The 21082-nt window shown below is 55.4% G+C and carries 17 protein-coding genes; 11 read left to right on the forward strand and 6 right to left on the reverse strand.

Annotated features, from left to right (window positions below; all coding sequences use genetic code 11):
• Nucleotides 1-23: 23 nt before the first annotated feature.
• Nucleotides 24-2639: an aminopeptidase N gene (gene pepN, locus PAG01S_RS00345; protein ID WP_062757336.1), complete on the forward strand. Its 2616-nt coding sequence runs from the start codon at nucleotides 24-26 to the stop codon at nucleotides 2637-2639.
• A 37-nt stretch (nucleotides 2640-2676) separates the two neighbouring features.
• On the opposite strand, the gene ssuB is transcribed toward pepN, so the two are convergent.
• From ssuB to ssuE, 5 genes are read right to left on the reverse strand one after another with little or no spacing between them, the layout of a single operon-like run.
• Nucleotides 2677-3465, reverse strand: coding sequence for an aliphatic sulfonates ABC transporter ATP-binding protein (gene ssuB / locus PAG01S_RS00350; protein WP_033757170.1), 789 nt, complete (start codon nucleotides 3463-3465; stop codon nucleotides 2677-2679).
• Nucleotides 3462-4253, reverse strand: a complete 792-nt coding sequence (gene ssuC, locus PAG01S_RS00355) for an aliphatic sulfonate ABC transporter permease SsuC (RefSeq protein ID WP_010254987.1) — start codon at nucleotides 4251-4253, stop codon at nucleotides 3462-3464. The genes ssuB and ssuC overlap by 4 nt, the downstream gene beginning before the upstream one ends.
• 10 nt (nucleotides 4254-4263) lie before the next feature.
• A complete protein-coding gene (ssuD, locus tag PAG01S_RS00360; protein ID WP_022625932.1) occupies nucleotides 4264-5412 on the reverse strand; it encodes an FMNH2-dependent alkanesulfonate monooxygenase in 1149 nt (382 codons plus the stop codon).
• 9 nt (nucleotides 5413-5421) lie between these two features.
• On the reverse strand, nucleotides 5422-6375 hold the full coding sequence (locus PAG01S_RS00365; RefSeq protein WP_010254990.1) for a sulfonate ABC transporter substrate-binding protein: 954 nt from the start codon (nucleotides 6373-6375) through the stop codon (nucleotides 5422-5424).
• Between the two features lie 11 nt (nucleotides 6376-6386).
• Nucleotides 6387-6938, reverse strand: a complete 552-nt coding sequence (gene ssuE / locus PAG01S_RS00370) for an NADPH-dependent FMN reductase (protein WP_045140577.1) — start codon at nucleotides 6936-6938, stop codon at nucleotides 6387-6389.
• 748 nt (nucleotides 6939-7686) lie between these two features.
• Here ssuE and PAG01S_RS00375 point away from each other — a divergent pair.
• From PAG01S_RS00375 to PAG01S_RS00390, 4 genes are all read left to right on the forward strand, one after another.
• Entirely contained in the window at nucleotides 7687-8667 is a 981-nt protein-coding gene (locus PAG01S_RS00375) for a glycosyltransferase family 2 protein (RefSeq protein WP_062757337.1), read from the forward strand.
• An 83-nt stretch (nucleotides 8668-8750) separates the two neighbouring features.
• The gene (locus PAG01S_RS00380) at nucleotides 8751-10052 is read left to right on the forward strand and encodes a flippase (protein WP_010254996.1); all 1302 of its coding nucleotides are present in this window, start codon (nucleotides 8751-8753) and stop codon (nucleotides 10050-10052) included.
• A gap of 134 nt (nucleotides 10053-10186) precedes the next feature.
• The gene (pyrD, locus tag PAG01S_RS00385; protein WP_062757339.1) at nucleotides 10187-11197 is read left to right on the forward strand and encodes a quinone-dependent dihydroorotate dehydrogenase; all 1011 of its coding nucleotides are present in this window, start codon (nucleotides 10187-10189) and stop codon (nucleotides 11195-11197) included.
• A 153-nt stretch (nucleotides 11198-11350) separates the two neighbouring features.
• On the forward strand, nucleotides 11351-11893 hold the full coding sequence (locus tag PAG01S_RS00390) for a cell division protein ZapC (protein WP_062757341.1): 543 nt from the start codon (nucleotides 11351-11353) through the stop codon (nucleotides 11891-11893).
• Here PAG01S_RS00390 and PAG01S_RS00395 read toward each other — a convergent pair whose 3' ends face one another.
• Nucleotides 11894-13003: a YcbX family protein gene (locus tag PAG01S_RS00395; RefSeq protein ID WP_062757342.1), complete on the reverse strand. Its 1110-nt coding sequence runs from the start codon at nucleotides 13001-13003 to the stop codon at nucleotides 11894-11896.
• A gap of 110 nt (nucleotides 13004-13113) precedes the next feature.
• Here PAG01S_RS00395 and rlmKL point away from each other — a divergent pair, with 110 nt between their 5' ends.
• From rlmKL to rmf, 6 genes are all read left to right on the forward strand, one after another.
• Entirely contained in the window at nucleotides 13114-15228 is a 2115-nt protein-coding gene (gene rlmKL / locus PAG01S_RS00400) for a bifunctional 23S rRNA (guanine(2069)-N(7))-methyltransferase RlmK/23S rRNA (guanine(2445)-N(2))-methyltransferase RlmL (RefSeq protein WP_062757344.1), read from the forward strand.
• A gap of 6 nt (nucleotides 15229-15234) precedes the next feature.
• The gene (locus PAG01S_RS00405; protein WP_031592840.1) at nucleotides 15235-17151 is read left to right on the forward strand and encodes an ABC transporter ATP-binding protein; all 1917 of its coding nucleotides are present in this window, start codon (nucleotides 15235-15237) and stop codon (nucleotides 17149-17151) included.
• 14 nt (nucleotides 17152-17165) lie between these two features.
• Nucleotides 17166-18434 (forward strand): membrane integrity-associated transporter subunit PqiA, encoded by a 1269-nt coding sequence (gene pqiA / locus PAG01S_RS00410; protein WP_010669781.1) that lies wholly within the window; start codon nucleotides 17166-17168, stop codon nucleotides 18432-18434.
• Nucleotides 18421-20064, forward strand: coding sequence for an intermembrane transport protein PqiB (gene pqiB, locus PAG01S_RS00415; RefSeq protein WP_061704146.1), 1644 nt, complete (start codon nucleotides 18421-18423; stop codon nucleotides 20062-20064). Before pqiA ends, pqiB begins: the two co-directional genes overlap by 14 nt.
• Nucleotides 20061-20630 carry a membrane integrity-associated transporter subunit PqiC gene (gene pqiC, locus PAG01S_RS00420; RefSeq protein ID WP_022625928.1) on the forward strand — a complete coding sequence of 190 codons (570 nt, stop codon included), beginning with the start codon at nucleotides 20061-20063 and terminating at the stop codon, nucleotides 20628-20630. Before pqiB ends, pqiC begins: the two co-directional genes overlap by 4 nt.
• Before the next feature lie 279 nt (nucleotides 20631-20909).
• Complete coding sequence (gene rmf, locus PAG01S_RS21425) at nucleotides 20910-21077, forward strand: ribosome modulation factor (protein WP_008925875.1); 168 nt, start codon at nucleotides 20910-20912, stop codon at nucleotides 21075-21077.
• Nucleotides 21078-21082: the final 5 nt, after the last annotated feature.

Raw genomic sequence — 21082 nt, forward strand, 5'->3', positions numbered from 1 at the left:
CTTATAACAACGCGAGACGCAATATGACGCAACAGCCCCAAATCAAGTATCGCCACGACTACCGTGCGCCTGAGTACACCATCACCGATATCGATTTAACTTTTGAACTGGATGCGTCCACCACTCGTGTAACGGCCATCAGCCAGGTTAAACGACTGGGCGACAGCCAGGCTGAGCTGCGACTGGACGGCGAAGCGTTAACGCTGATTGCGCTGGAGGTCGACGGGCAAGCCTGGACGGCCTTCCGTGAAGAAGAGGGCGCACTGGTCATCAGCCAGCTGCCGGAAAGCTTCACCCTGAAAATTATTAACGATATTCACCCGGATCAGAATACCGCGCTGGAAGGGCTGTATAAATCGGGCGAGGCGCTCTGCACCCAATGTGAGGCTGAAGGCTTCCGTCATATTACCTGGTATCTCGATCGCCCCGACGTGCTGGCGCGCTTTACCACCACCATTTATGCCGACGGTGAGCGCTATCCATTCCTGCTCTCCAACGGTAACCGGATTGACAGCGGCCGGGATGAGCAGGGTCGCAGCTGGGTGAAGTGGCAGGATCCGTTCCCGAAACCCTGCTACCTGTTTGCGCTGGTGGCGGGCGATTTCGACGTGCTGCGCGACAGCTTCACCACCCGTTCAGGACGTGATGTGGCGCTGGAGATCTTCGTCGATCGCGGTAACCTCGACCGTGCCGACTGGGCGATGACCTCGCTGAAAAACAGCATGAAGTGGGATGAAGAGCGTTTCGGTCTGGAGTATGACCTCGACATCTTTATGATCGTGGCGGTGGACTTCTTCAACATGGGCGCCATGGAGAACAAAGGCCTTAACGTCTTCAACGCCAAATATGTGCTGGCTAAAGCGGAAACGGCGACGGACAAAGATTACCTGGGCATTGAAGCGGTTATCGGTCACGAATATTTCCATAACTGGACCGGTAACCGCGTGACCTGCCGCGACTGGTTCCAGCTCAGCCTGAAAGAGGGACTGACGGTGTTCCGCGATCAGGAGTTCAGCTCTGATCTGGGTTCACGTGCGGTGAACCGCATTGATAACGTGCGTATCGTACGCGGTGCGCAGTTCGCCGAAGATGCCAGCCCGATGGCACACCCGATCCGTCCGGATCAGGTCATCGAGATGAACAACTTCTATACCCTGACGGTGTATGAAAAAGGGTCAGAAGTGATCCGTATGATGCATACCCTGCTGGGTGAAGAGAATTTCCAGAAGGGCATGAAGCTCTATTTTGATCGCCACGACGGCAGCGCCGCCACCTGTGATGATTTTGTTCAGGCGATGGAAGATGCCTCGAATGTTGACCTGTCGCAGTTCCGCCGCTGGTACAGCCAGTCCGGTACGCCAGTGCTGACGGTGCGCGACGATTACAACCCGGAGCTGGAGCAGTATACGCTGCACGTCACGCAGCACACGCCTGCGACTGCCGATCAGAAAGAGAAGCTGCCGCTGCATATCCCGCTGGATATTGAACTCTATGATGGCGAAGGCAAGGTGATCCCGCTGCAGAATAATGGTCATCCGGTACATCATGTGCTGAATGTGACCGAGGAGTTCCAGACCTTTATTTTCGATAATGTCTACTTCCAGCCAGTGCCGTCGCTGCTGCGCGAATTCTCTGCCCCGGTGAAGCTCGATTACAAATGGAGTGATGCTCAGCTCACCTTCCTGATGCGTCATGCACGCAACGACTTATCCCGCTGGGATGCGGCTCAGAGCCTGCTGGCGACCTATATCCGTCTGAATGTCGCCCGCTATCAGCAGGGCCAGCATCTGTCACTGCCGCTGCATGTGGCCGATGCCTTCCGCGCGGTGCTGCTGGATACCGACTGCGACCCGGCACTGACCGCGCTGATTCTGACGCTGCCGTCGGAAAATGAGATTGCCGAGCTGTTTGATACTATCGATCCGCAGGCGATTGCGCTGGTGCGTGACGCGCTGCAACGCACGCTGGCACGCGAACTGGCCGATGAGTTTTTTGCGATCTACAACGCCAATCAGCAGCCTGAATACCGCGTCGAGCATGACGCGATTGGTCAGCGCAGCCTGAAAAATATCTGCCTGACCTATCTCGCCTTCAGCGATGCGCAGCTGGCGGATAAACTGGTGCAGACGCAGTATCACCAGGCGACCAACATGACCGATGCGCTGGCGGCGCTTTCTGCTGCGGTTGCGGCACAGTTACCGTGCCGTGATGCGCTGCTGGCAGCTTACGATGAGCGCTGGCATCAGGATGGTCTGGTGATGGACAAATGGTTTGTGCTGCAGGCGACCAGTCCGGCCGCTAACGTGATGCGCAATGTGCGTCAGCTTCTGAACCATCGCTCCTTCACCATGAGTAATCCGAACCGTGTTCGCTCGCTGGTGGGTGCCTTTGCCTCGGCTAACCCGGCCGCCTTCCATGCTAAAGATGGCAGCGGTTATAAGTTCCTGGTGGAGATGCTTACCGACCTCAACACCCGCAATCCGCAGGTTGCGGCGCGGATGGTGGAGCCGCTGATTCGCCTGAAACGTTATGACGAAGGCCGTCAGGCGATGATGCGCCAGGCGCTGGAGCAACTGCTGGAGCTGGATAAACTCTCTGGCGACCTCTACGAGAAAATTACCCGGGCACTGAACGCCTGATAATTAAAAAGGGGAGTGTCTGAGACACTCCCCTTTTTTAGCGCTGCTGCGCGAAACGAACCGGCTGCGGTTGCTCCGTACGCTGCATGACCCGATCCAGTACCTCTGCTTCCAGCTCGGCCAGCCGCGCCGATCCGCGGCGGCGGGGACGGGGCAGATCCACCAGCAGATCCAGCCCGATTTGACCCTCTTCGATCAACAGCACGCGATCTGCCATCACCACCGCTTCACTGACATCATGCGTGACCAGCAGTACGGTAAAGTGATGCTGCTGCCACAGTGACTCAATCAATCCCTGCATTTCAATGCGGGTCAGGGCATCCAGCGCCCCCAGCGGTTCATCCAGCAGCAGTAAACCGGGCCGGTGGATCAGCGCTCTGGCCAGTGCGACGCGCTGTTTCTGGCCGCCGGAGAGGGCGGCTGGCCACTCATCAGCCCGATCGGCGAGGCCTACCGCCGCCAGCGCATCCAGCGCCGCGCTGCGCCATTCGCGTCCGCGCAGACCCAGCCCGACGTTATCGATCACTTTTTTCCACGGCAGCAGTCGCGCATCCTGAAACATCAGGCGGGTATCTTCACGTGCCGACTGCAGCGGCGCATTGCCTGCCAGCAGTTCACCGCTGGAGCTCTGTTCGAGACCGGCCAGCAGGCGCAGCAGCGTGCTTTTGCCACAGCCGCTGCGACCCACCACCGCCACAAACTGACCTGAGGGAATATGCAGGTCAATCTTATTCAGAATGGTGCGGCTGCCATACTGTTTGCTGACGCCGTTAACGCCAACCGGGGTGCCGGTGTTAAGGCGCGCCGGTGAGAGAGTCTGACTCATGCGTTCTCCTCCTTCAGTTGATAAGCGGGATGCCAGCGCAGCCAGACACGTTCAAGCAACAACGCAGCGACATCCGCCAGTTTGCCGAGCAGGGCGTAAAGAATAATAGCGACCACCACCACATCGGTCTGCAGGAATTCACGCGCGTTCATGGCCAGATAGCCGATACCCGCGTTGGCAGAGATGGTCTCTGCGACAATCAGCGTCAGCCACATCAGGCCCAGCGCGAAACGCACGCCGACCATGATATTGGGCAGCGCGCCGGGCAGGATCACCTGGATAAACAGGCTCCAGCCGGAAAGGCCATAGCTGCGCGCCATTTCAACCAGCCCGCGATCGATGTTGCGGATGCCGTGATAAGTATTCAGGTAGATCGGGAACAGCGTCCCCAGCGCCACCAGAAAGATCTTGGCGGACTCATCAATACCGAACCAGAGGATTACCAGCGGGATCAGCGCCAGATGCGGCACATTGCGCAGCATCTGTACCGAGGTATCCAGCAGTCGTTCACCGGTTCTGGAGGTGCCGGTAATCAGCCCGAGCAGCAGGCCGATAGAGCCGCCGATACTGAAGCCGATCAGCGCCCGCCAGCTACTGATCGCCAGGTGCTGCCAGAGTTCACCACTGGCGGTCAGCTGCCAGAAGGTGGTCACAATTTTCTCCGGTGCGGGCAGAATACGGGTCGACAACCAGCCGGTTTGCGAGGCAATCTGCCACACCACCACCAGCAGCGTCGGCAGCAGCCAGGGCACCAGCGTATCAGCAAGGCGTTTTCGGGTTCTGGTCATCATGCTCTCCTCAGCCCCGGGCGACTTTTTTCTCAGGGGTAAAATCGTTGGCTACCGCTTCACCGTGTGCCTGAACCACGCGCGGCTGGGGCACCAGTGGAACCTGCAGGTCAAGATGCGGGAACAGCAGTTCGCCGACGCGATAAGCCTCTTCCAGGTGCGGATAACCCGACAGGATGAAGGTCTCAATGCCCAGCGCTTCATACTCTTTGATGCGTGCGGCCACGGTCGGGCCATCGCCGACCAGCGCGGTCCCGGCTCCGCTGCGCACCAGGCCGACGCCTGCCCACAGGTTAGGGCTGATTTCGAGCTTGTCGCGGCGACCGCCATGCAGTGCGGCCATCCGGCGCTGCCCCACAGAATCTGCCCGCTGGAACGCCGCCTGCGCTTTCGCGATGGTGGCGTCATCCACATTGGCAATCAGTTTGTCTGCGGCCTGCCAGGCCTCTTCATTGGTTTCACGCACGATCACATGCAGACGGATGCCGAACCGGACGGTGCGTCCCTGGGCTGCCGCTTTCGCGCGCACCTGATCAATCTTCTCTTTAACCTGCGCAGGGGGTTCGCCCCAGGTGAGGTAGACATCGACCTGTTCGGCCGCCAGCTCCTGGGCGGGTTCAGAAGAGCCACCAAACCACAGCGGGGGACGAGGCTGCTGCACCGGTTTAAACATCAGACGCGCACCGCGTACCTTCACGTGCTTGCCTTCATAATCGACGGTTTCGCCTTCCAGCACCCGACGCCAGACGCGGGTAAACTCGGCGGATTCCGCGTAACGCTCGCGGTGATCCAGGAACACACCGTCGCCCGCCAGCTCTTCCGGATCGCCGCCGGTCACCAGATTAAACAGCGCACGTCCGTTAGAAAGACGGTCCAGCGTAGCGGCCTGACGCGCTGCCTGGGTTGGTGAAATCACCCCAGGACGCAACGCCACCAGGAATCGCAGGCGCTGCGTCACCGGAATCAGCGAGGCGGCAACCAGCCAGGCATCTTCACAGGAGCGGCCGGTCGGGATCAGTACGCCACCAAAACCGAGGCGGTCAGCGGCCTGCGCCACCTGTTGCAGATAGGCGTGATCAACCGGTCGCGCCCCTTCGGCGGTACCAAGATAGTGGCCGTCGCCATGCGTCGGCAGGAACCAGAAAATGGATACGCTCATTGTTGCTCCTTATTGCGTCACGGTATGCGGATGCCAGATGCGATCCTGGATCGTCACTTTTACTGGCAAGAGATGATTGGCATAGAACAGGTCAGCGGTGCGCTGCTGAGCTGCGGCAGTTTCGGCACTGACCGGCGAAATGCGGGTGGGTGGCCGATGGCTGAGGTAGCTGGCGATAACCGGTTCGGGCAAGCCCATCGCCTGCGCAAGTAACGTGGTGCTCTGCTGACGCTGGCTGATTGTCAGCGCGTCAGCAGAACTGAAGGTGTCGAGCACCTGCTGAATAAACGCGCCATGGGCTTCGGCGTAGCTGCGGGTCGCTAAATAAAAGGAGCCGGTCAGGTTAAGGGAGCTGCCATCAATCAGCAGGCGCGAATTCCCCTGCAGCAGCACCGATGAATAGTAGGGGTCCCAGATTGCCCAGGCATCAACGTCACCCTGCTGGAAGGCGGCGCGCGCATCGGCGGGGGTGAGATAGACCGGCGTGATGTCTTTAAAGGTCAGACCCGCCTGCTGTAAGGCGCGCAGCAGTAAGTTGTGAGAGCTGGAGCCTTTCTGGAAAGCCACTTTCTTGCCTTTCAGATCCGCAACCTGTTTCAGCGGGCTGCTTTTTGGCACCAGAATCACTTCCGCTTTGGGTTTTGGCGGCTCCGCGCCGACATAAAGCAGATCCGCGCCCGCGGCCTGGGCAAACAGCGGGGGAAGATCACCGGTACTGCCCAGGTCGATACTGTTGATATTCAGCGCTTCCAGCATTTGCGGACCTGCAGGGAACTCGATCCACTTAATCCGGGTATGGGGAAAACGCTTCTCCAGTAACTGATGTGACTTCGCCAGCACCATGCTGACCGAACCTTTCTGATAGCCGATGCGAATCTCAGACGGATCGGATTCGGCGGCCTGTACCTGGAGGCCGGCCAGCAGAAGTCCGGCCACCAGCCACTTTCCTAATCTCAGCTTCATCGATCGCTTCCTTATACCGCTTGCGCAACGGGGTGGTGGTGACGGGTCAGTGCCAGCCAGAAGGCGGAGACGGCCTCATCCAGGCGCTGTGACAGTGAATCCTGCAGTTCGGGCTGACGGTCGTAATGACTGATCTGATGATCCTCGGCATAAACACCATGCAGGATCTCCTGCGCCTTTAAGGCGCTGAGCACCGGCTTCAGGGCGTAGTCCAGCGCCAGCATATGACCGGCACTGCCGCCGCTGGCCAGCGGTAAAACGACTTTGTGTTCCAGTGCGCGTTCAGGCAGCAGATCGAGCAGCGTCTTCAGCGCACCCGAAAACGACGCTTTATAGATAGGTGTCGCAATAATCAGTCCATCAGCCGAAGCCAGATCGTCACGCAGGGCGAGAAGCGCAGGTGCATCAAAACGCGCATTGATTAAATCGTCAGGCTGAAAGTTGTGAATATTCCACGGAATGACTTCAATACCACGCGCCTCCAGCTTGTGCTGACACAGCGTCAGCAGTGAGGTTGAGCGGGAGGGGAATCGTGGGCTGCCTGCCAGCGTAATAACTCGCATCATCACTCCTTATAACTAAAAGTTATTGATTATCAAATGTTGAGAACTTATGCCTTCATACTGTCAGAGCAGGGGAGTGGGCTTAAATGATTTATCCGGCAAAGTAAGGGTGAAATCTGCAAATAGAAGGCGTTGCGACAGATGTCAGCATCGCCGCTTCCGATAATTCTTAAATTAAGCGCTGGCAGCGGAACAATTCATTAAGGGGCATGATACGAGATCGTCAAAATGTGTCGGTTGAGCAGAAAAAATATCTTTCGTCTGATTGCTTAATCATTTTTTCTGAGAGTGGCGCGGCCATAAAGCACAACGGCTGACAAAATAGCGCGACGAAGCAGCACAGAATCAGCTTATCTGCGGCAGCCTCTGCCAAAGATTAAGATTTATTGCAGAAAGCAAACTGTAATAATAATGAAGGAATGCTGAACTTATTCATCGTTTCAGATGTTCGCTTACAGATTTCTGAATCTGGTTACGTCTGCTTTGCAGGGCTAATTTAAATCGATCCTCAACGGTTTTAACATTACTGCGGGCTATAGATGCACTTTCGTTAAGAGTGATGCTCACATGAAACATTAAGATGATTTTTACGGCTGGTCTTTTTTCGCATTACAGGTTTAAGATAATCGGGCTCAATGAAAGCAATCATAATAATCGCGCCTTACTCTTTTCGACGTTTCGCCTCTGGTCAGAACCTGCATCAGGCAGGTGAATCGTATTGTCATTTTCTAACAGCAGAGAATTGCATATGTCTGACATCCTGTTATCCGTTATTATTCCAACCTACAATGTTGAGAAATATATTGTAGAGTGCGTCGATTCGTTATTACGCCAGGTTAAAGCGCCCAATGAAATAATCATTGTGAATGATGGATCTACTGATGGAACATTAGCCTTAATTGAACAGAATTATGCGCACCTTTCTCAGGTGAAAGTGATCACCATTGAAAATGGCGGCCTCGGCAATGCACGGGACACCGGCATTGCACTGGCAAAGGGTCAGTTTCTCTTTTTCTGTGACCCGGATGATGTCGTGGTTGATGGCCTCGTCACTGAGCTGGCAATGGTGGCGGAGAAGCATCCTGAAACGGATCTTTTCTGTTTTAACTCCTGCGTCTATGAAGATGGCCACATTGATATCACCTCGCCAAAAGTGAAGCATGACCAGTTTGGCCAGCAGAAACCACAGGAGGTCTTTCTGCGCCTGCTGCGTAATGGCAGATATACCTCTGCCGTCTGGAATTACGCCTTAAGAAAAAGCGTCATTGAACAGCATAAGTTGCGCTTTGTACGTCGGATTCATGAAGACCACAACTTTACGCTCTCCGTGTTTATGAAATGCCAGCACGCATGGGTCAGCCGTCAGGTCTATTATAAGCAGCGCATCCGCAGTGGTTCACTGACCAACAGTACCAAAGGCAATGAGTTTTTCTATCAGCGCTATGACGCTTTTATGCATGCTTATAATACGTTAACCAGTTCGCTCCCTAAATCAGCCTGGCGTAGTTCGCTGGAAAAATCTTATTTACTTCACTCGTTCCGTCTGATGATCTATTTGTCTCTCTATAATAAAACGCCAGTGCCGGAATATGTCTGTAATGCCATTCGCTTTATGGGTCGTAATGTAAAATCAGAAAATCTTAAAGAGTGGTTGTTGTTTAATCGCCCGGAACTCTTTATTGCGCTGCAGCATTACAAGGTTAAAAAAGAGCTCAAGCGCGCAGCCTGATTCTGAAAAATGTGAAGCGATATTGTTTATGCCTTAGCGAAATGAGAAGGTGAGACATGCAATGTGTATAAGGTTGTTGCGACATGGCAAAAGTACTCGATAAAAGTCTGGTTATTAATATTTTCTCGCTGCTGGCTTACCGTGGCGCATCGTTTCTGTTTCCGCTGGCCACGCTGCCCTATCTTGCCCGCGTTCTGGGCGTAGAGCAGATGGGTACGCTGGCGCTGGCGATCGCCTGCGTCCTCTATTGCAGCACCATCTCCGACTGGGGATTCAATGTCTTTACCACCAAAGATATTGCTCACCATCGTGATGACAAAGAACGCGTTAGCCAGCTCTTCTGGTCAACGTTTAACGCCAAGCTGATGCTGCTGGTGGTCACCAGCGGCACGCTGCTGACTGCGACGTGGTTCAATCCCTCCTGGCATCCTCTGTTCTTCATCATTCTGGCGAACTGCACCACGCTAGTCGGCTCGCTGTTTTCATTCGGCTGGCTGATGCAGGGCTTTGAGAAGTTGGGTAAGACGGCGATGATCGCCACCTTCGGTAACTTCTGTGCGATTCCGCTGACCTTTTTGCTGGTGAAATCTCCGCAGGATACCTGGCTGGCTGCCCTGATCCCTGGCGCGGTCTCCATTATCAGCGCGGCGATTACGCTGAAGTTTGTGCTGGAGATGAAAGTCATTGGCCGCTATCGCTTTGAACCACGCGAAATCAAACAGCGCATCACCGACAGCATGGATGTATTTATCGCCATTGCCGGCGCTAACCTTTTCAACAGCGTCAACGTGGTGATTCTCGCCACCTTTGCTTCTACTTACATGGTCGGGATCTACAACGGCGCCGATCGCCTGCGTAAAGCGGCCAACTCTGTGCCGGAGCAGATCGGCAGCGCCTTCTTCCCGCGCGTCAGCCACCTGTTCGGCCGGGATAAACGGGCCGCGATTGCCGCGACACGCAAAAGCCTGCTGCTGTCGTTCTCCCTGAGTCTGTCGATTGTAATCTTCACCTGGTTCTTTGCTGACCTGGTGGTCTCAATATTGCTGGGTAAAGACTTTATCCAGTCAGCGGATGTGCTGCGCGTCTTTGTGCTCTGCTTCCTGTTTGGCAACATTGCCTACCCGGCTGGATTACAGATTCTGATCCCACATGGTCTGGCCCGCCAGCGTATGTGGGTGATGATGGCCGCTGGTGTGGTTAACGTGCCGCTCTGCTGTTTCCTGGCGTGGAAGTTTGGCGCAATCGGTGCCGCATGGTCGATGGTCGGGGCTGAAGCGTTCGTCTGTCTCGGTATTTTTGGCATCATGCAACGTCACGGCATCCTGCGGGAATATCTCTTTCCCTCTGAGGTGAAAAATCAACCCGTAAACGATTCCGCCGCGTAAGATCAAAGCATTTTCAGTTAACTTCACGCTTCCCCGCTGTTCGATTTACTTTTGCGCCAGAGCACTTTACCATTCTGGCGCACAATTTCCCGTGCACCGACTTTCACGATCGCTTCCGTCCTTCAGGAGAGTGCATGTTTTATCCTATCGTCCGACCGGCGCTGTTTAAACTTGATCCCGAACGCGCACACGAACTCACCTTTCAGCAACTGCGTTTTATGAACGGCACCCCACTGGAGATGTTTTATCGCCAGAATCTGCCGTCGCGTCCGGTCACCTGTATGGGACTGACCTTTAAGAATGCCCTGGGCCTGGCGGCGGGTCTGGATAAGAACGCAGAGTGCATCGATGCGTTTGCGGCGATGGGCTTTGGCTTTGTTGAAGTCGGCACCGTCACGCCGCGCGCCCAGGTGGGGAACGATAAGCCACGCATGTTTCGTCTGGTGGAAGCGGGCGGAATTATCAATCGGATGGGGTTTAATAATCTGGGTGTTGATCACCTGGTTGAAAACGTGAAGAAAGCGCGCTTTAACGGCGTGCTGGGGATCAATATCGGTAAAAATAAAGATACGCCGGTCGAGCAGGGCAAAGATGATTATCTGATCTGCATGGAAAAGGTTTATGCCCACGCCGGTTATATCGCCATCAATATTTCCTCACCTAACACCCCAGGTTTACGTTCGCTGCAATATGGCGAGGCGCTGGATGATCTGCTTTCTTCCATCAAACAGAAACAAAAAGAGCTGGAACAGCGTCATCTGAAATATGTTCCGCTGGCCGTAAAAATTGCGCCCGATCTCTCTGAAGAAGAGTTAATTCAGGTCGCGGACAGTTTAATTCGTCATCAGATTGATGGCGTGATTGCCAGCAATACCACGCTCGATCGTTCGCTGGTGAGCGGTCTTAAGCATGCTGAAGAAGCGGGTGGGTTAAGTGGACGGCCAGTGCAGTCGCGCAGCACGGCGGTGATACAGCGCCTCTCTCAGGAACTGCAGGGACGGTTGCCGATTATTGGCGTAGGCGGGATCGATTCTCTGACGGCAGCGCGTGAAAAAATCGCCGCCGGGGCAACACTGGTTCAGATTTATTCAGGCTTTATTTATCAGGGGCCAGGCTTAATTAAAGATATCGTCACCCATCTCTAAGACAATTCTCACAATCATTGGCCGGGGGGTTTATTTATCCCCTCGGCTCGTTTATATTTTGTCCTGTTGCACGCTTTTTCAGCTTTTCCTTATGTTTCTTTTTTCGCTGAATTCTGCGTGATTTTTGGCGCAGCGGTAAATACAGGGCACACGATGAAAATTAAACCCGATGATAACTGGCGTTGGTATTTTGACAACAGCCACGACCGAATGATGCTCGACCTGGCAGACGGTATGCTTTTCCGTTCCCGTTATTCCCGCAAGATGCTCACGCCGGATGCCTTCACTGAATCGGGTTTTTGTGTCGATGACGCCGCCCTTTATTACACCTTTGAAGAGACCTGCCGTCAGTGCAAACTCAGTGGCAGCCATCGCGCCGAACTGGTGTTAAATGCGCTGGTCGCTGCACGCTTCCTCAAGCCACTGATGCCGAAAAGCTGGCATTTCGCCTCTTATGCTCCGGCAATGAAGCCCCGTCCCGGTGAAATGGTACAGGTTACGCTGGCAGAAGAGGGAACGCAGGCACGACTGCTGGTGGTTGAGAGTGGCGATAATGCGGCGCTCTGCCTGCTGGCGCAGCCGGGATTGACGCTGGCCGGAAAAAACATGGTGCTCGGCGATGCCATCAAGGTGATGAACGATCGCCTGCAGCCCCTGTATCAGGATGTCGCGCCGCGCTACGCCCGCGCAGTCTGACTACCTTAGTTCTACATCGCCAGCCGGAATACAGCTGCAGCTCAACAGCGTGCCGTCCTGACGCAGGGCGCTCTGTTTCAGCGCCTTAACCTCACCCGCGACCAGACTCAGCTTGCAACTGCCGCACAGTCCCGCCCGACAGGAGTAGGGGATCCGGAAGCCCTGCATCTCCAGCTGATCCAGTAATACCTGCTGATTATCCCCGGTGAACGTCTGACCCTGAAACGTGATAGTCACGGCATCAGGAGCCTGCTGCTTTGGTTTCAGTGTTTCGACCACTTCACCGGCACCATAGCTGCGCGGTGCATGACGTTTCAGAACAATCATCTCATCACCGGCGCGCACCACCCCACTGTTGCGCGCCACTAAGTTCAGACCGAAATCAATATCCCCGCTGCCATCCAGGGCGGTGCGGAACGTCTGCAGCGTGGCCAGTGGATGACCGGCAGGATGCTTAACGCCGGTCTCGGTGCTGACAGTGGTGAGCACGCAGCGACTGCATGGCTTAGGCACCTCGAATATCACGTCGCCAATCTGAATCTCCGCCCAGCTGTCTTCATCCCATGCGGCAGCGCCGCTGACGACCAGATTCGGACGAAACTGTTCGGCACGGACGCTGGCCGGGCAGCGCTGTTGCAGATCATGCAGCGACGCGTTGTTGATCAGCAAAAACGGAAAGCCGTCGGCAAAGCTCAGCGGAATATGATTAAACGCTTTAACCCGGCGGCTGGGTTGCGGCCCGACCCAGCGCAACTGAACCTCACGCGGGAAGAACTGGCTCAGCCATTGGTTAATCGCAGGCGGCGCTATGCGCGCGGTGAAATGATTTCCCCAGACTTCGGTGGGGTGATCCTGCTCATCGAAATCGCTGAAGCGGATCAGGGAGTGACTGCCATCCGGGGCCGTCAGCAGCAGGCCATCCGGTAAAATCGCGGGCGTGAAGCGCACCATCTCCGGGTGCTGACGCGCGGTAATAAAGGTGCCATCAGGTTCGGTCACCATAAACAGACGATCAAATGCCAGTCCGCTGTCAGTGACCAGCGCGTGTGACAGCGCTAATCCCCGCATCGACTTCACAGGATGAATAAATAAGCGGGAAAGCGTGATCATGGTGTTCTCCTTGAACCCGACGCGCAGCACAAAAGAAGCTAACTTTATGACATAGGTCTCCGATTCGCTATAATGCGCGACAATTTTCTCAAGAGTTAAAAAGTGACGATATGAATTCTCTGTTTGCCAGCACGGCGCGTGGGCTCGAAGAGCTGTTAAAAAGTGAGCTGGACGCGCTGGGCGCGCAGGATTTGCAAGTAGTGCAGGGAGGCGTTCACTACGAAGCCGACGATCGCACCATGTACCAAAGCCTGATGTGGAGTCGTTTAGCATCACGCATCCTGTTGCCGCTGGGAGAGTTTGGCGTCTACAGCGATTTGGATCTCTATCTGGGTGTGCAGAGCGTGGACTGGCCGACGATGTTCGGCAGCGACAAAACCTTTGTTGTGCATTTCAGCGGCACCAACGATTCGATTCGTAACAGCCAGTTTGGTGCGCTGAAAGTTAAAGATGCCATCGTGGACAGCTTTACCCGTCAGAACCTCGAACGACCTAACGTCGATCGTGAGCAGGCAGATATCCGTGTCAACGTCTGGCTGAATGACGATCGCGCCAGCATTGCGCTGGATCTCAGCGGCAGCTCGCTGCATCAGCGTGGTTATCGCCAGCAGACCGGTCAGGCGCCGTTAAAAGAGACCCTGGCGGCGGCCATCGTGCTGCGTTCTGGCTGGGAGCCGACGACACCGCTGATCGATCCGATGTGTGGTTCCGGTACGCTGCTGATTGAAGCCGCACTGATTGCCTGCGATCGTGCGCCTGGCCTGCTGCGCAAGCACTGGGGCTTCACCGCCTGGAGCCAGTTTAACGCTGCGTTGTGGCAGGAGGTTAAAACTGAGGCGCAGAACCGTGCCCGCACTGGTACGGCTGCCACTCAGGCGCGCTTCTTTGGCTACGACAATAATGGTCGGGTGCTGGAGTGGTCGCAGGCGAATGCCCGCCGCGCTGGCGTCTTTGAACTTTTCACCTTCGGCCAGCAGGATCTGCTGAAGCTGACTAATCCGGTCGATCCGGCGGTTCACGGTACGGTGCTGAGTAATCCTCCTTACGGTGAACGTCTGGAGAGCGAACCAGCCCTGATTGCGCTGCACAGCCAGCTCGGACGTCTGATGAAGCAGCATTTTGGCGGCTGGAACCTGTCGCTGTTCAGCGCCTCGCCAGAACTGCTGAGCTGCCTGCAGCTGCGTGCCGATCGCCAGTTTAAAGCGAAGAACGGTCCGCTGGATTGCGTGCAGAAAAACTATAAGCTGGCGGTTAACAGTCATGAAAGCGCCGGACAGATTGCGGAAGATTACGCTAACCGCCTGCGTAAAAACGTGAAGAAACTGGAGAAGTGGGCGCGTCAGGAAGGCATTGAATGCTACCGTATTTATGACGCCGATCTGCCAGACTATAACGTTGCTGTCGATCGCTATGGCGACTGGGTGATTATCCAGGAGTACGCGCCACCAAAAACCATCGATCCTGATAAAGCGCGTCAGCGTCTGTTCGATGTCATCAGCGCAACGCTGAGCGTGCTGCAACTGCCTGCCGACCGTCTGATTATGAAAACGCGTGAACGCCAGAAAGGCAAAGCGCAGTATCAGAAGCTCAGCGAGAAGGGCGACTATTTCGAAGTTAAAGAGTTTAATGCGCGTTTCTGGGTGAATCTGACCGACTATCTCGATACCGGCCTGTTCCTCGATCACCGCATTGCCCGTAAAATGCTGGGCCAGATGAGTCAGGGCAAAGATTTCCTGAACCTGTTTGCCTATACCGGTACCGCCAGTGTGCATGCCGGTCTGGGTGGCGCGCGTTCAACCACCACGGTAGATATGTCGCGTACCTATCTGGAGTGGGCGGAGCGCAACCTGCGTCTTAACGGACTGACCGGGCGTCAGCACCGTCTGATGCAGGCGGACTGTCTGAGCTGGCTGAATGAGAGTGACGAGAACTTTGACCTGATCTTTATCGATCCGCCAACGTTCTCCAACTCAAAACGTATGGAAGAGAGCTTCGACGTTCAGCGCGATCATATGATGCTGATGCGTAACCTGAAGCGCCTGCTGCGTCGCGGCGGCACCATCATGTTCTCCAATAACAAACGCGGTTTCAAAATGGACATGGATGGCCTGAAATCACTGGGCCTGCAGGCGCAGGATATTACCCAGAAAACGCAGTCGCAGGACTTCGCGCGTAACCGTCAAATTCACAACTGCTGGCTGATCACTCACGCCGGTAAGGAATAAGCTTACATGTCATTAATCAGTATCCACGGCGCTTATCTCTCCTTCAGCGATGCGCCGCTGTTAGACAATACCGAACTGCACATCGAAGAGAACGAACGCGTCTGTCTGGTGGGCCGTAACGGTGCGGGTAAATCCACGCTGATGAAAATCATCAATGGCGAACAGCCACTGGATGATGGCCGCATTATTTATGAAACCGATCTGGTCGTGGCGCGTCTGCAACAGGATCCGCCGCGCAATATTACCGGTTCGGTGTATGACTTCGTGGCCGAGGGCGTTGAAGAGCAGGCTGAGCATCTGAAAGCCTATCACGCCATTTCCCATGTGGTGATGGAAGATCCCAGCGATAAAAACCTCAATGAGATGGCGCGTCTGCAGAGCATTCTCGACCACCAGAATCTGTGGCAGCTGGAGAGCCGCATCCATGACGTGCTGGAGCAGATTGGTCTGCAGCCCGATACCGAGCTGTCGTCGCTCTCGGGCGGCTGGCTGCGTAAAGCGGCGCTGGGCCGTGCGCTGGTGAGTAACCCGCGCGTCCTGATGCTGGATGAGCCAACCAACCACCTCGATATCGAAACCATCGACTGGCTGGAAACGTTCCTGAAGAACTTCACCGGCAGCATCATCTTTATTTCCCATGACCGTTCGTTTATCCGCAACATGGCGACGCGCATTGTCGATCTGGACCGTGGCAAGCTGGTCTCCTGGCCAGGCAACTACGATCTCTATCTGGAAGGCAAAGAGGAAGCGTTGCGCGTTGAAGAGATGCAGAACGCCGAATTCGACCGCAAACTGGCGCAGGAAGAGGTGTGGATCCGTCAGGGCATCAAAGCTCGCCGTACCCGCAACGAAGGCCGTGTGCGTGCGCTGAAAGCGCTGCGTCGTGAACATTCAGAACGCCGCGAAGTGATGGGCAAAGCCAACATGCAGGTGGGCGAAGCGTCCCGTTCCGGCAAGATTGTCTTTGAGCTGGAAAATGTCGACTACGCGGTCGATGGCAAAGTGCTGGTGAAGGACTTCTCAACCCAGGTTCAGCGTGGCGACAAAATTGCGCTGATCGGACCAAATGGCTGCGGGAAAACTACCTTACTACGCCTGATGCTGCAGCAGCTGAAAGCTGACCATGGTCGTGTGCATTCCGGCACCAAGCTGGAAGTAGCCTACTTTGACCAGCATCGCGCTGAACTGGATCCGGATCGCACCGTGATGGACAACCTGGCCGAAGGCAAGCAGGAAGTACTGGTCAACGGCAAACCGCGCCACGTACTGGGCTATCTGCAGGACTTCCTGTTCCATCCAAAACGTGCCATGACGCCGGTGCGCGCCCTTTCGGGCGGTGAACGTAACCGTCTGCTGCTGGCACGCCTGTTCCTGCGTCCCAGCAACCTGATGATTCTGGATGAACCGACTAACGACCTCGATGTCGAAACGCTGGAACTGCTGGAAGAGCTGATTGATGGTTATCAGGGCACCGTGTTACTGGTGAGCCACGATCGTCAGTTCGTCGATAATACCGTTACCGAGTGCTGGATTTTTGAAGGCAACGGTGAGATTGGTACCTTTGTTGGCGGTTATCACGATGCTCAGCAACAGCGCGCCGCCTACCGGCAGCACAAGGCGGCAGCACCGGCGAAAGCGACGGGCAACGCCTCTAAGCCTGCAGCCGAGAAGGGTGATGCGAAGCGTAGCGTGAATAAACTCAGCTACAATCTGGCGCGTGAGCTGGAACAGCTGCCGCAAAAACTGGAGCAGCTGGAAGCGCGTATCGGAGAACTGCAGGCGAAGATGAGTCATCCCGACTTCTTCAGTCAGGCACACGATCAGACGCAACCGGTGCTGGATAATCTGGCTCAGACTGAGCAGGAGCTGGAAACCGCTTTTGCGCGCTGGGAAGAGCTAGAGTCACTGAAAAACGGCGCGTAGGGCAGGGCTAACGGATGTGTTCAGCAGTGAAAAGTAACGCGTGGATGCTCTGTCCACAATGCGATTTAATGATTAAGCTGCCGGACATTCCCGTTGGCAGCCGTGCGTCATGCCCGCGCTGCCACACCTCCCTGACGGCCAACTGGCACGAACCGCGTAAACGGCCAACGGGCTATGCGCTGGCAGCGCTGTTTATGCTGCTGCTGGCGAATCTGTTTCCTTTTGTCTCAATGAAGGTGGCAGGGCTGACCAGCCAGATCACGCTGGCGCAGATACCTCAGGTGATGGTGACGGAAGATTACAGCAGTCTGGCGACGCTGTTCCTTCTCTTTGTGCAGGCGGTTCCGGCCTTCTGCATGATCACCATTATCCTTCTGGTCAATCGGGTCCCGTTGCCGACTGGACTCAAAACTGGTCTGGCACGTATTCTGTTTCAGCTGCGTAACTGGGGCATGGCAGAAATCTTTATGGCGGGCGTGCTGGTCAGTTTCGTCAAGCTGATGGCCTATGGCGAGATCGGCCTGGAGACCAGCTTCTGGCCGTGGGTTCTGTTCTGTCTGCTGCAGTTGCGGGCCTTTCAGTGCGTTGATCGACGCGGCTTGTGGGACAGTCTGTCACCCCGACCTGCACTGCCCCATCCGCCCGAAGTGGGCATCAGTGGTTTAGAGCAGGGTCTGCGCTCCTGTCCCTGCTGTACGGCCATTCTGCCGGAAGCAGAGCATAAGTGTCCCCGCTGCGGCGTCACGGCTGAGGCACGGCGTAAGCACAGCCTGCAGTGGACGCTGGCGCTGTTGTTCACCTCAATACTGCTTTATATCCCGGCCAACCTGTTGCCGATTATGGTGACGGAAACCCTCGGCACTGCCTATCCCTCCAATATCATGGCGGGGGTGATTGTGCTGTGGGGTGATGGCTCCTATCCGGTGGCGCTGGTGATCTTTATCGCCAGTATCATGGTGCCTACGCTGAAAATGCTGGCGATTGGCTGGCTTTGCTGGGATGCCAGCGGACGCGGACAGCGTGACAGCCACAGGATGCACAAAATTTATGAAGTGGTCGAATTTGTTGGCCGCTGGTCAATGATTGACGTGTTTGTTATTGCCGTGCTCTCTGCGCTGGTGCGCATGGGGCAATTAATGAATGTTTATCCCGCGTGGGGGGCAGTATTGTTTGCAATGGTGGTGATTATCACCATGATTGCTGCCATGACCTTTGACCCGCGATTAACCTGGGATCGTGTACGCGAAAACAATATGAAGGAGTCGCGCCTTGACGGAAACTAATCACGGCCATGCAAAGGTGGAACAGATTAAGCGCTGGTCGCCGGTCTGGATTGTCCCCATCGTTACGCTGTTAATCGGCGGATGGATCCTCTTTTATCACTTCAGCCATCAGGGGCCGGAAGTCACCCTCATCACCGAAAACGCCGAAGGCATTGTTGCGGGTAAAACCACGATTAAAAGCCGTAGCGTGGATGTCGGTGTGGTGGAAAGCGCGGTGTTAAGCGACGATCTCCACCATGTGGAAATCAAAGCGCGCCTGAATTCAGGCATGGAAAAACTGCTGCACAGCGACAGCGTTTTCTGGGTGGTGAAACCGCAGGTGGGTCGCGAAGGGATCAGCGGTCTCGGCACTCTGTTATCCGGTGCCTATATCGAATTACAGCCGGGCACTAAAAGCCAGGCACCCGAGCAGTTTAAGCTGCTGGATGCGCCGCCGTTAGCGCCACCGGATGCCAAAGGGATTCGCATCGTGCTGGACAGCAAGAAAGCGGGTCAGCTCAATCCGGGGGATCCGGTCCTGTTCCGCGGCTATCGCGTCGGTACGGTCGAGACCAGTGTTTTCGATACCGAAAAACGCATGATGACCTATCAGCTGTTCGTCGCTGCGCCTTACGATCGCCTGATTACAACCAACGTGCGCTTCTGGAAGGACAGCGGCATCGCCGTGGATATGTCCGCTTCAGGAATGCGGGTGGAAATGGGATCGCTGACCACGCTGTTCAGCGGCGGCGTCAGTTTTGACGTGCCGGATGGCTGGGAGCTGGGTCAGCCTGCGCAGAATAAGTCTGACTATCATCTGTTTGACGATCAGCGCAGCATTCAGGACTCGCTCTACACCAACCATATTGATTACCTGATGTTCTTCACCGACTCCATCCGTGGTCTGCAGGCGGGGGCGCCGGTTGAGTTCCGCGGCATTCGCCTGGGTACCGTCTCAGAAGCGCCATTGATGAAAGCCGGTCTGGACCAGGCGCTGAACAATGATTACCGCGTGCCGGTGCTGATTCGCATTGAGCCGGATCGCTTTATCAGCCGACTGGGTGAGAACTTCGATCTGCAACAGCATCTGCAGGATGGTAAAAAACGTGGCCTGCGTGCGACGCTGAAAACCGGTAGCCTGTTGTCGGGGGCGCTCTATGTCGATCTCGACTTCTATGACAATGCACCGCCTTACAAAGGGCCGCAGAAAGTCTCTGGCTATGAAGTTATCCCAACGGTCAGCGGTGGCCTGAGTCAGATTCAGCAGAAGCTGATGGCGGCGCTGGATAAGATCAACAGTCTGCCACTGAACGGTATGGTCAATGAAGCGACAGGCACGCTGAAAGAGAGCCAGAAAACGATGCGTGATCTGCAGCGCACCATCGACAACATCAACAAAGTCACCGCCAGTCCGGCTATGAAAACCCTGCCGGAAGACCTGCAGCAGACATTGCGCGAGCTGAACCGCAGCATGAAAGGCCTGCAGCCAGGTTCACCAGCCTACAGCAAGCTGGTGGGGGATATGCAGCGCCTGGATAAGGTTCTGCGTGAACTCCAGCCGGTGTTAAGAACGCTTAACACCAAGAGCAATGCGCTGGTATTTGAGGCAAAACCGGGACAGGATCCCCAGCCGAAGAGGGCGAAACAGTGAATAAAGGATTGATACTTTGTGCCGCGCTGGTGTTGAGTGCGTGCAGTAGCAGCGTTGACAATACCTGGTATCAGCTGCCCTCCGGGGCGGCTTCCATGCAGGTCAGCAGCAGCCAGCTGAATGAAGCGCAACCGATGTTATGGGTGCAGCAGGTGACGGTGCCGGACTATCTGGCAGGCAACGGACTGGTTTATCAGACCAGCGATGTCAAATACGTTATCGCCGCGAATAATCTCTGGGCCAGCCCGCTCGATCAGCAGTTGCAGCAGACATTGATCACTAACCTGAGCAAGGCGCTGCCAGGCCGGCTGGTAGCCGGTTCACCTTTAGGCGCGCAGCACGATACGCTGAATGTGACCGTGACAGGCTTTCAGGGACGCTATGATGGCAAAGCAGTCGTCAGTGGCGAATGGACGCTGGAACATCAGGGCCGGCTGACCAAACAGGCGTTTAACCTGGTACTGCCGCAGACCGAAGATGGCTACGATGCGATGGTCAGAACGCTGGCGGCGGGCTGGCAACAGACAGCACAGAAGATTGCTAATAGTGTGGTTGCGTTAAATTAAGATTGATGTGAATAAATAAGCTAAGCCCCTGACCGATTGTCGTGCTTTTTCGACATGGGTGAGGGGCTTTTTTATTAGCTTAATCAGAAAGATAGTGTTGTCGCATGCATCACAGAACGTCATTATTTTTACCGATTAAGGTCACATTTATGACACTGGCATGAAGATTGGGCATTGATCTTTGGGTGCGCAGGAGGTAGAACATAAGGGTGGTTGAACATTAATTCACCACTTTTCTTTCCACCAGATTCCACAGACCTTACATGAGGGACACGGAGTATGAAGAGACAGAAACGAGACCGCCTCGAACGCGCCCATTCACGTGGTTATCAGGCAGGTATTACTGGACGCTCAAAAGAGATGTGTCCGTATCAGTTGATTGACGCTAAGTCTCACTGGTTGGGAGGTTGGCGACAAGCCATGGAGGACAGGTCGGTAGCTGCATAACCGGA

It is taken from the genome of Pantoea agglomerans NBRC 102470 (genome assembly GCF_001598475.1).
GTDB lineage: Bacteria > Pseudomonadota > Gammaproteobacteria > Enterobacterales > Enterobacteriaceae > Pantoea > Pantoea agglomerans.

Excerpts from the sequence above, each read along its gene's own strand:
- pepN (WP_062757336.1), top strand. The coding sequence starts at position 24 with ATGACGCAACAGCCCCAAATCAAGTATCGCCACGACTACCGTGCGCCT.
- ssuB (WP_033757170.1), bottom strand. The coding sequence starts at position 3,465 with ATGAGTCAGACTCTCTCACCGGCGCGCCTTAACACCGGCACCCCGGTT.
- ssuC (WP_010254987.1), bottom strand. The coding sequence starts at position 4,253 with ATGACCAGAACCCGAAAACGCCTTGCTGATACGCTGGTGCCCTGGCTG.
- ssuD (WP_022625932.1), bottom strand. The coding sequence starts at position 5,412 with ATGAGCGTATCCATTTTCTGGTTCCTGCCGACGCATGGCGACGGCCAC.
- PAG01S_RS00365 (WP_010254990.1), bottom strand. The coding sequence starts at position 6,375 with ATGAAGCTGAGATTAGGAAAGTGGCTGGTGGCCGGACTTCTGCTGGCC.
- ssuE (WP_045140577.1), bottom strand. The coding sequence starts at position 6,938 with ATGCGAGTTATTACGCTGGCAGGCAGCCCACGATTCCCCTCCCGCTCA.
- PAG01S_RS00375 (WP_062757337.1), top strand. The coding sequence starts at position 7,687 with ATGTCTGACATCCTGTTATCCGTTATTATTCCAACCTACAATGTTGAG.
- PAG01S_RS00380 (WP_010254996.1), top strand. The coding sequence starts at position 8,751 with ATGGCAAAAGTACTCGATAAAAGTCTGGTTATTAATATTTTCTCGCTG.
- pyrD (WP_062757339.1), top strand. The coding sequence starts at position 10,187 with ATGTTTTATCCTATCGTCCGACCGGCGCTGTTTAAACTTGATCCCGAA.
- PAG01S_RS00390 (WP_062757341.1), top strand. The coding sequence starts at position 11,351 with ATGAAAATTAAACCCGATGATAACTGGCGTTGGTATTTTGACAACAGC.
- PAG01S_RS00395 (WP_062757342.1), bottom strand. The coding sequence starts at position 13,003 with ATGATCACGCTTTCCCGCTTATTTATTCATCCTGTGAAGTCGATGCGG.
- rlmKL (WP_062757344.1), top strand. The coding sequence starts at position 13,114 with ATGAATTCTCTGTTTGCCAGCACGGCGCGTGGGCTCGAAGAGCTGTTA.
- PAG01S_RS00405 (WP_031592840.1), top strand. The coding sequence starts at position 15,235 with ATGTCATTAATCAGTATCCACGGCGCTTATCTCTCCTTCAGCGATGCG.
- pqiA (WP_010669781.1), top strand. The coding sequence starts at position 17,166 with ATGTGTTCAGCAGTGAAAAGTAACGCGTGGATGCTCTGTCCACAATGC.
- rmf (WP_008925875.1), top strand. The coding sequence starts at position 20,910 with ATGAAGAGACAGAAACGAGACCGCCTCGAACGCGCCCATTCACGTGGT.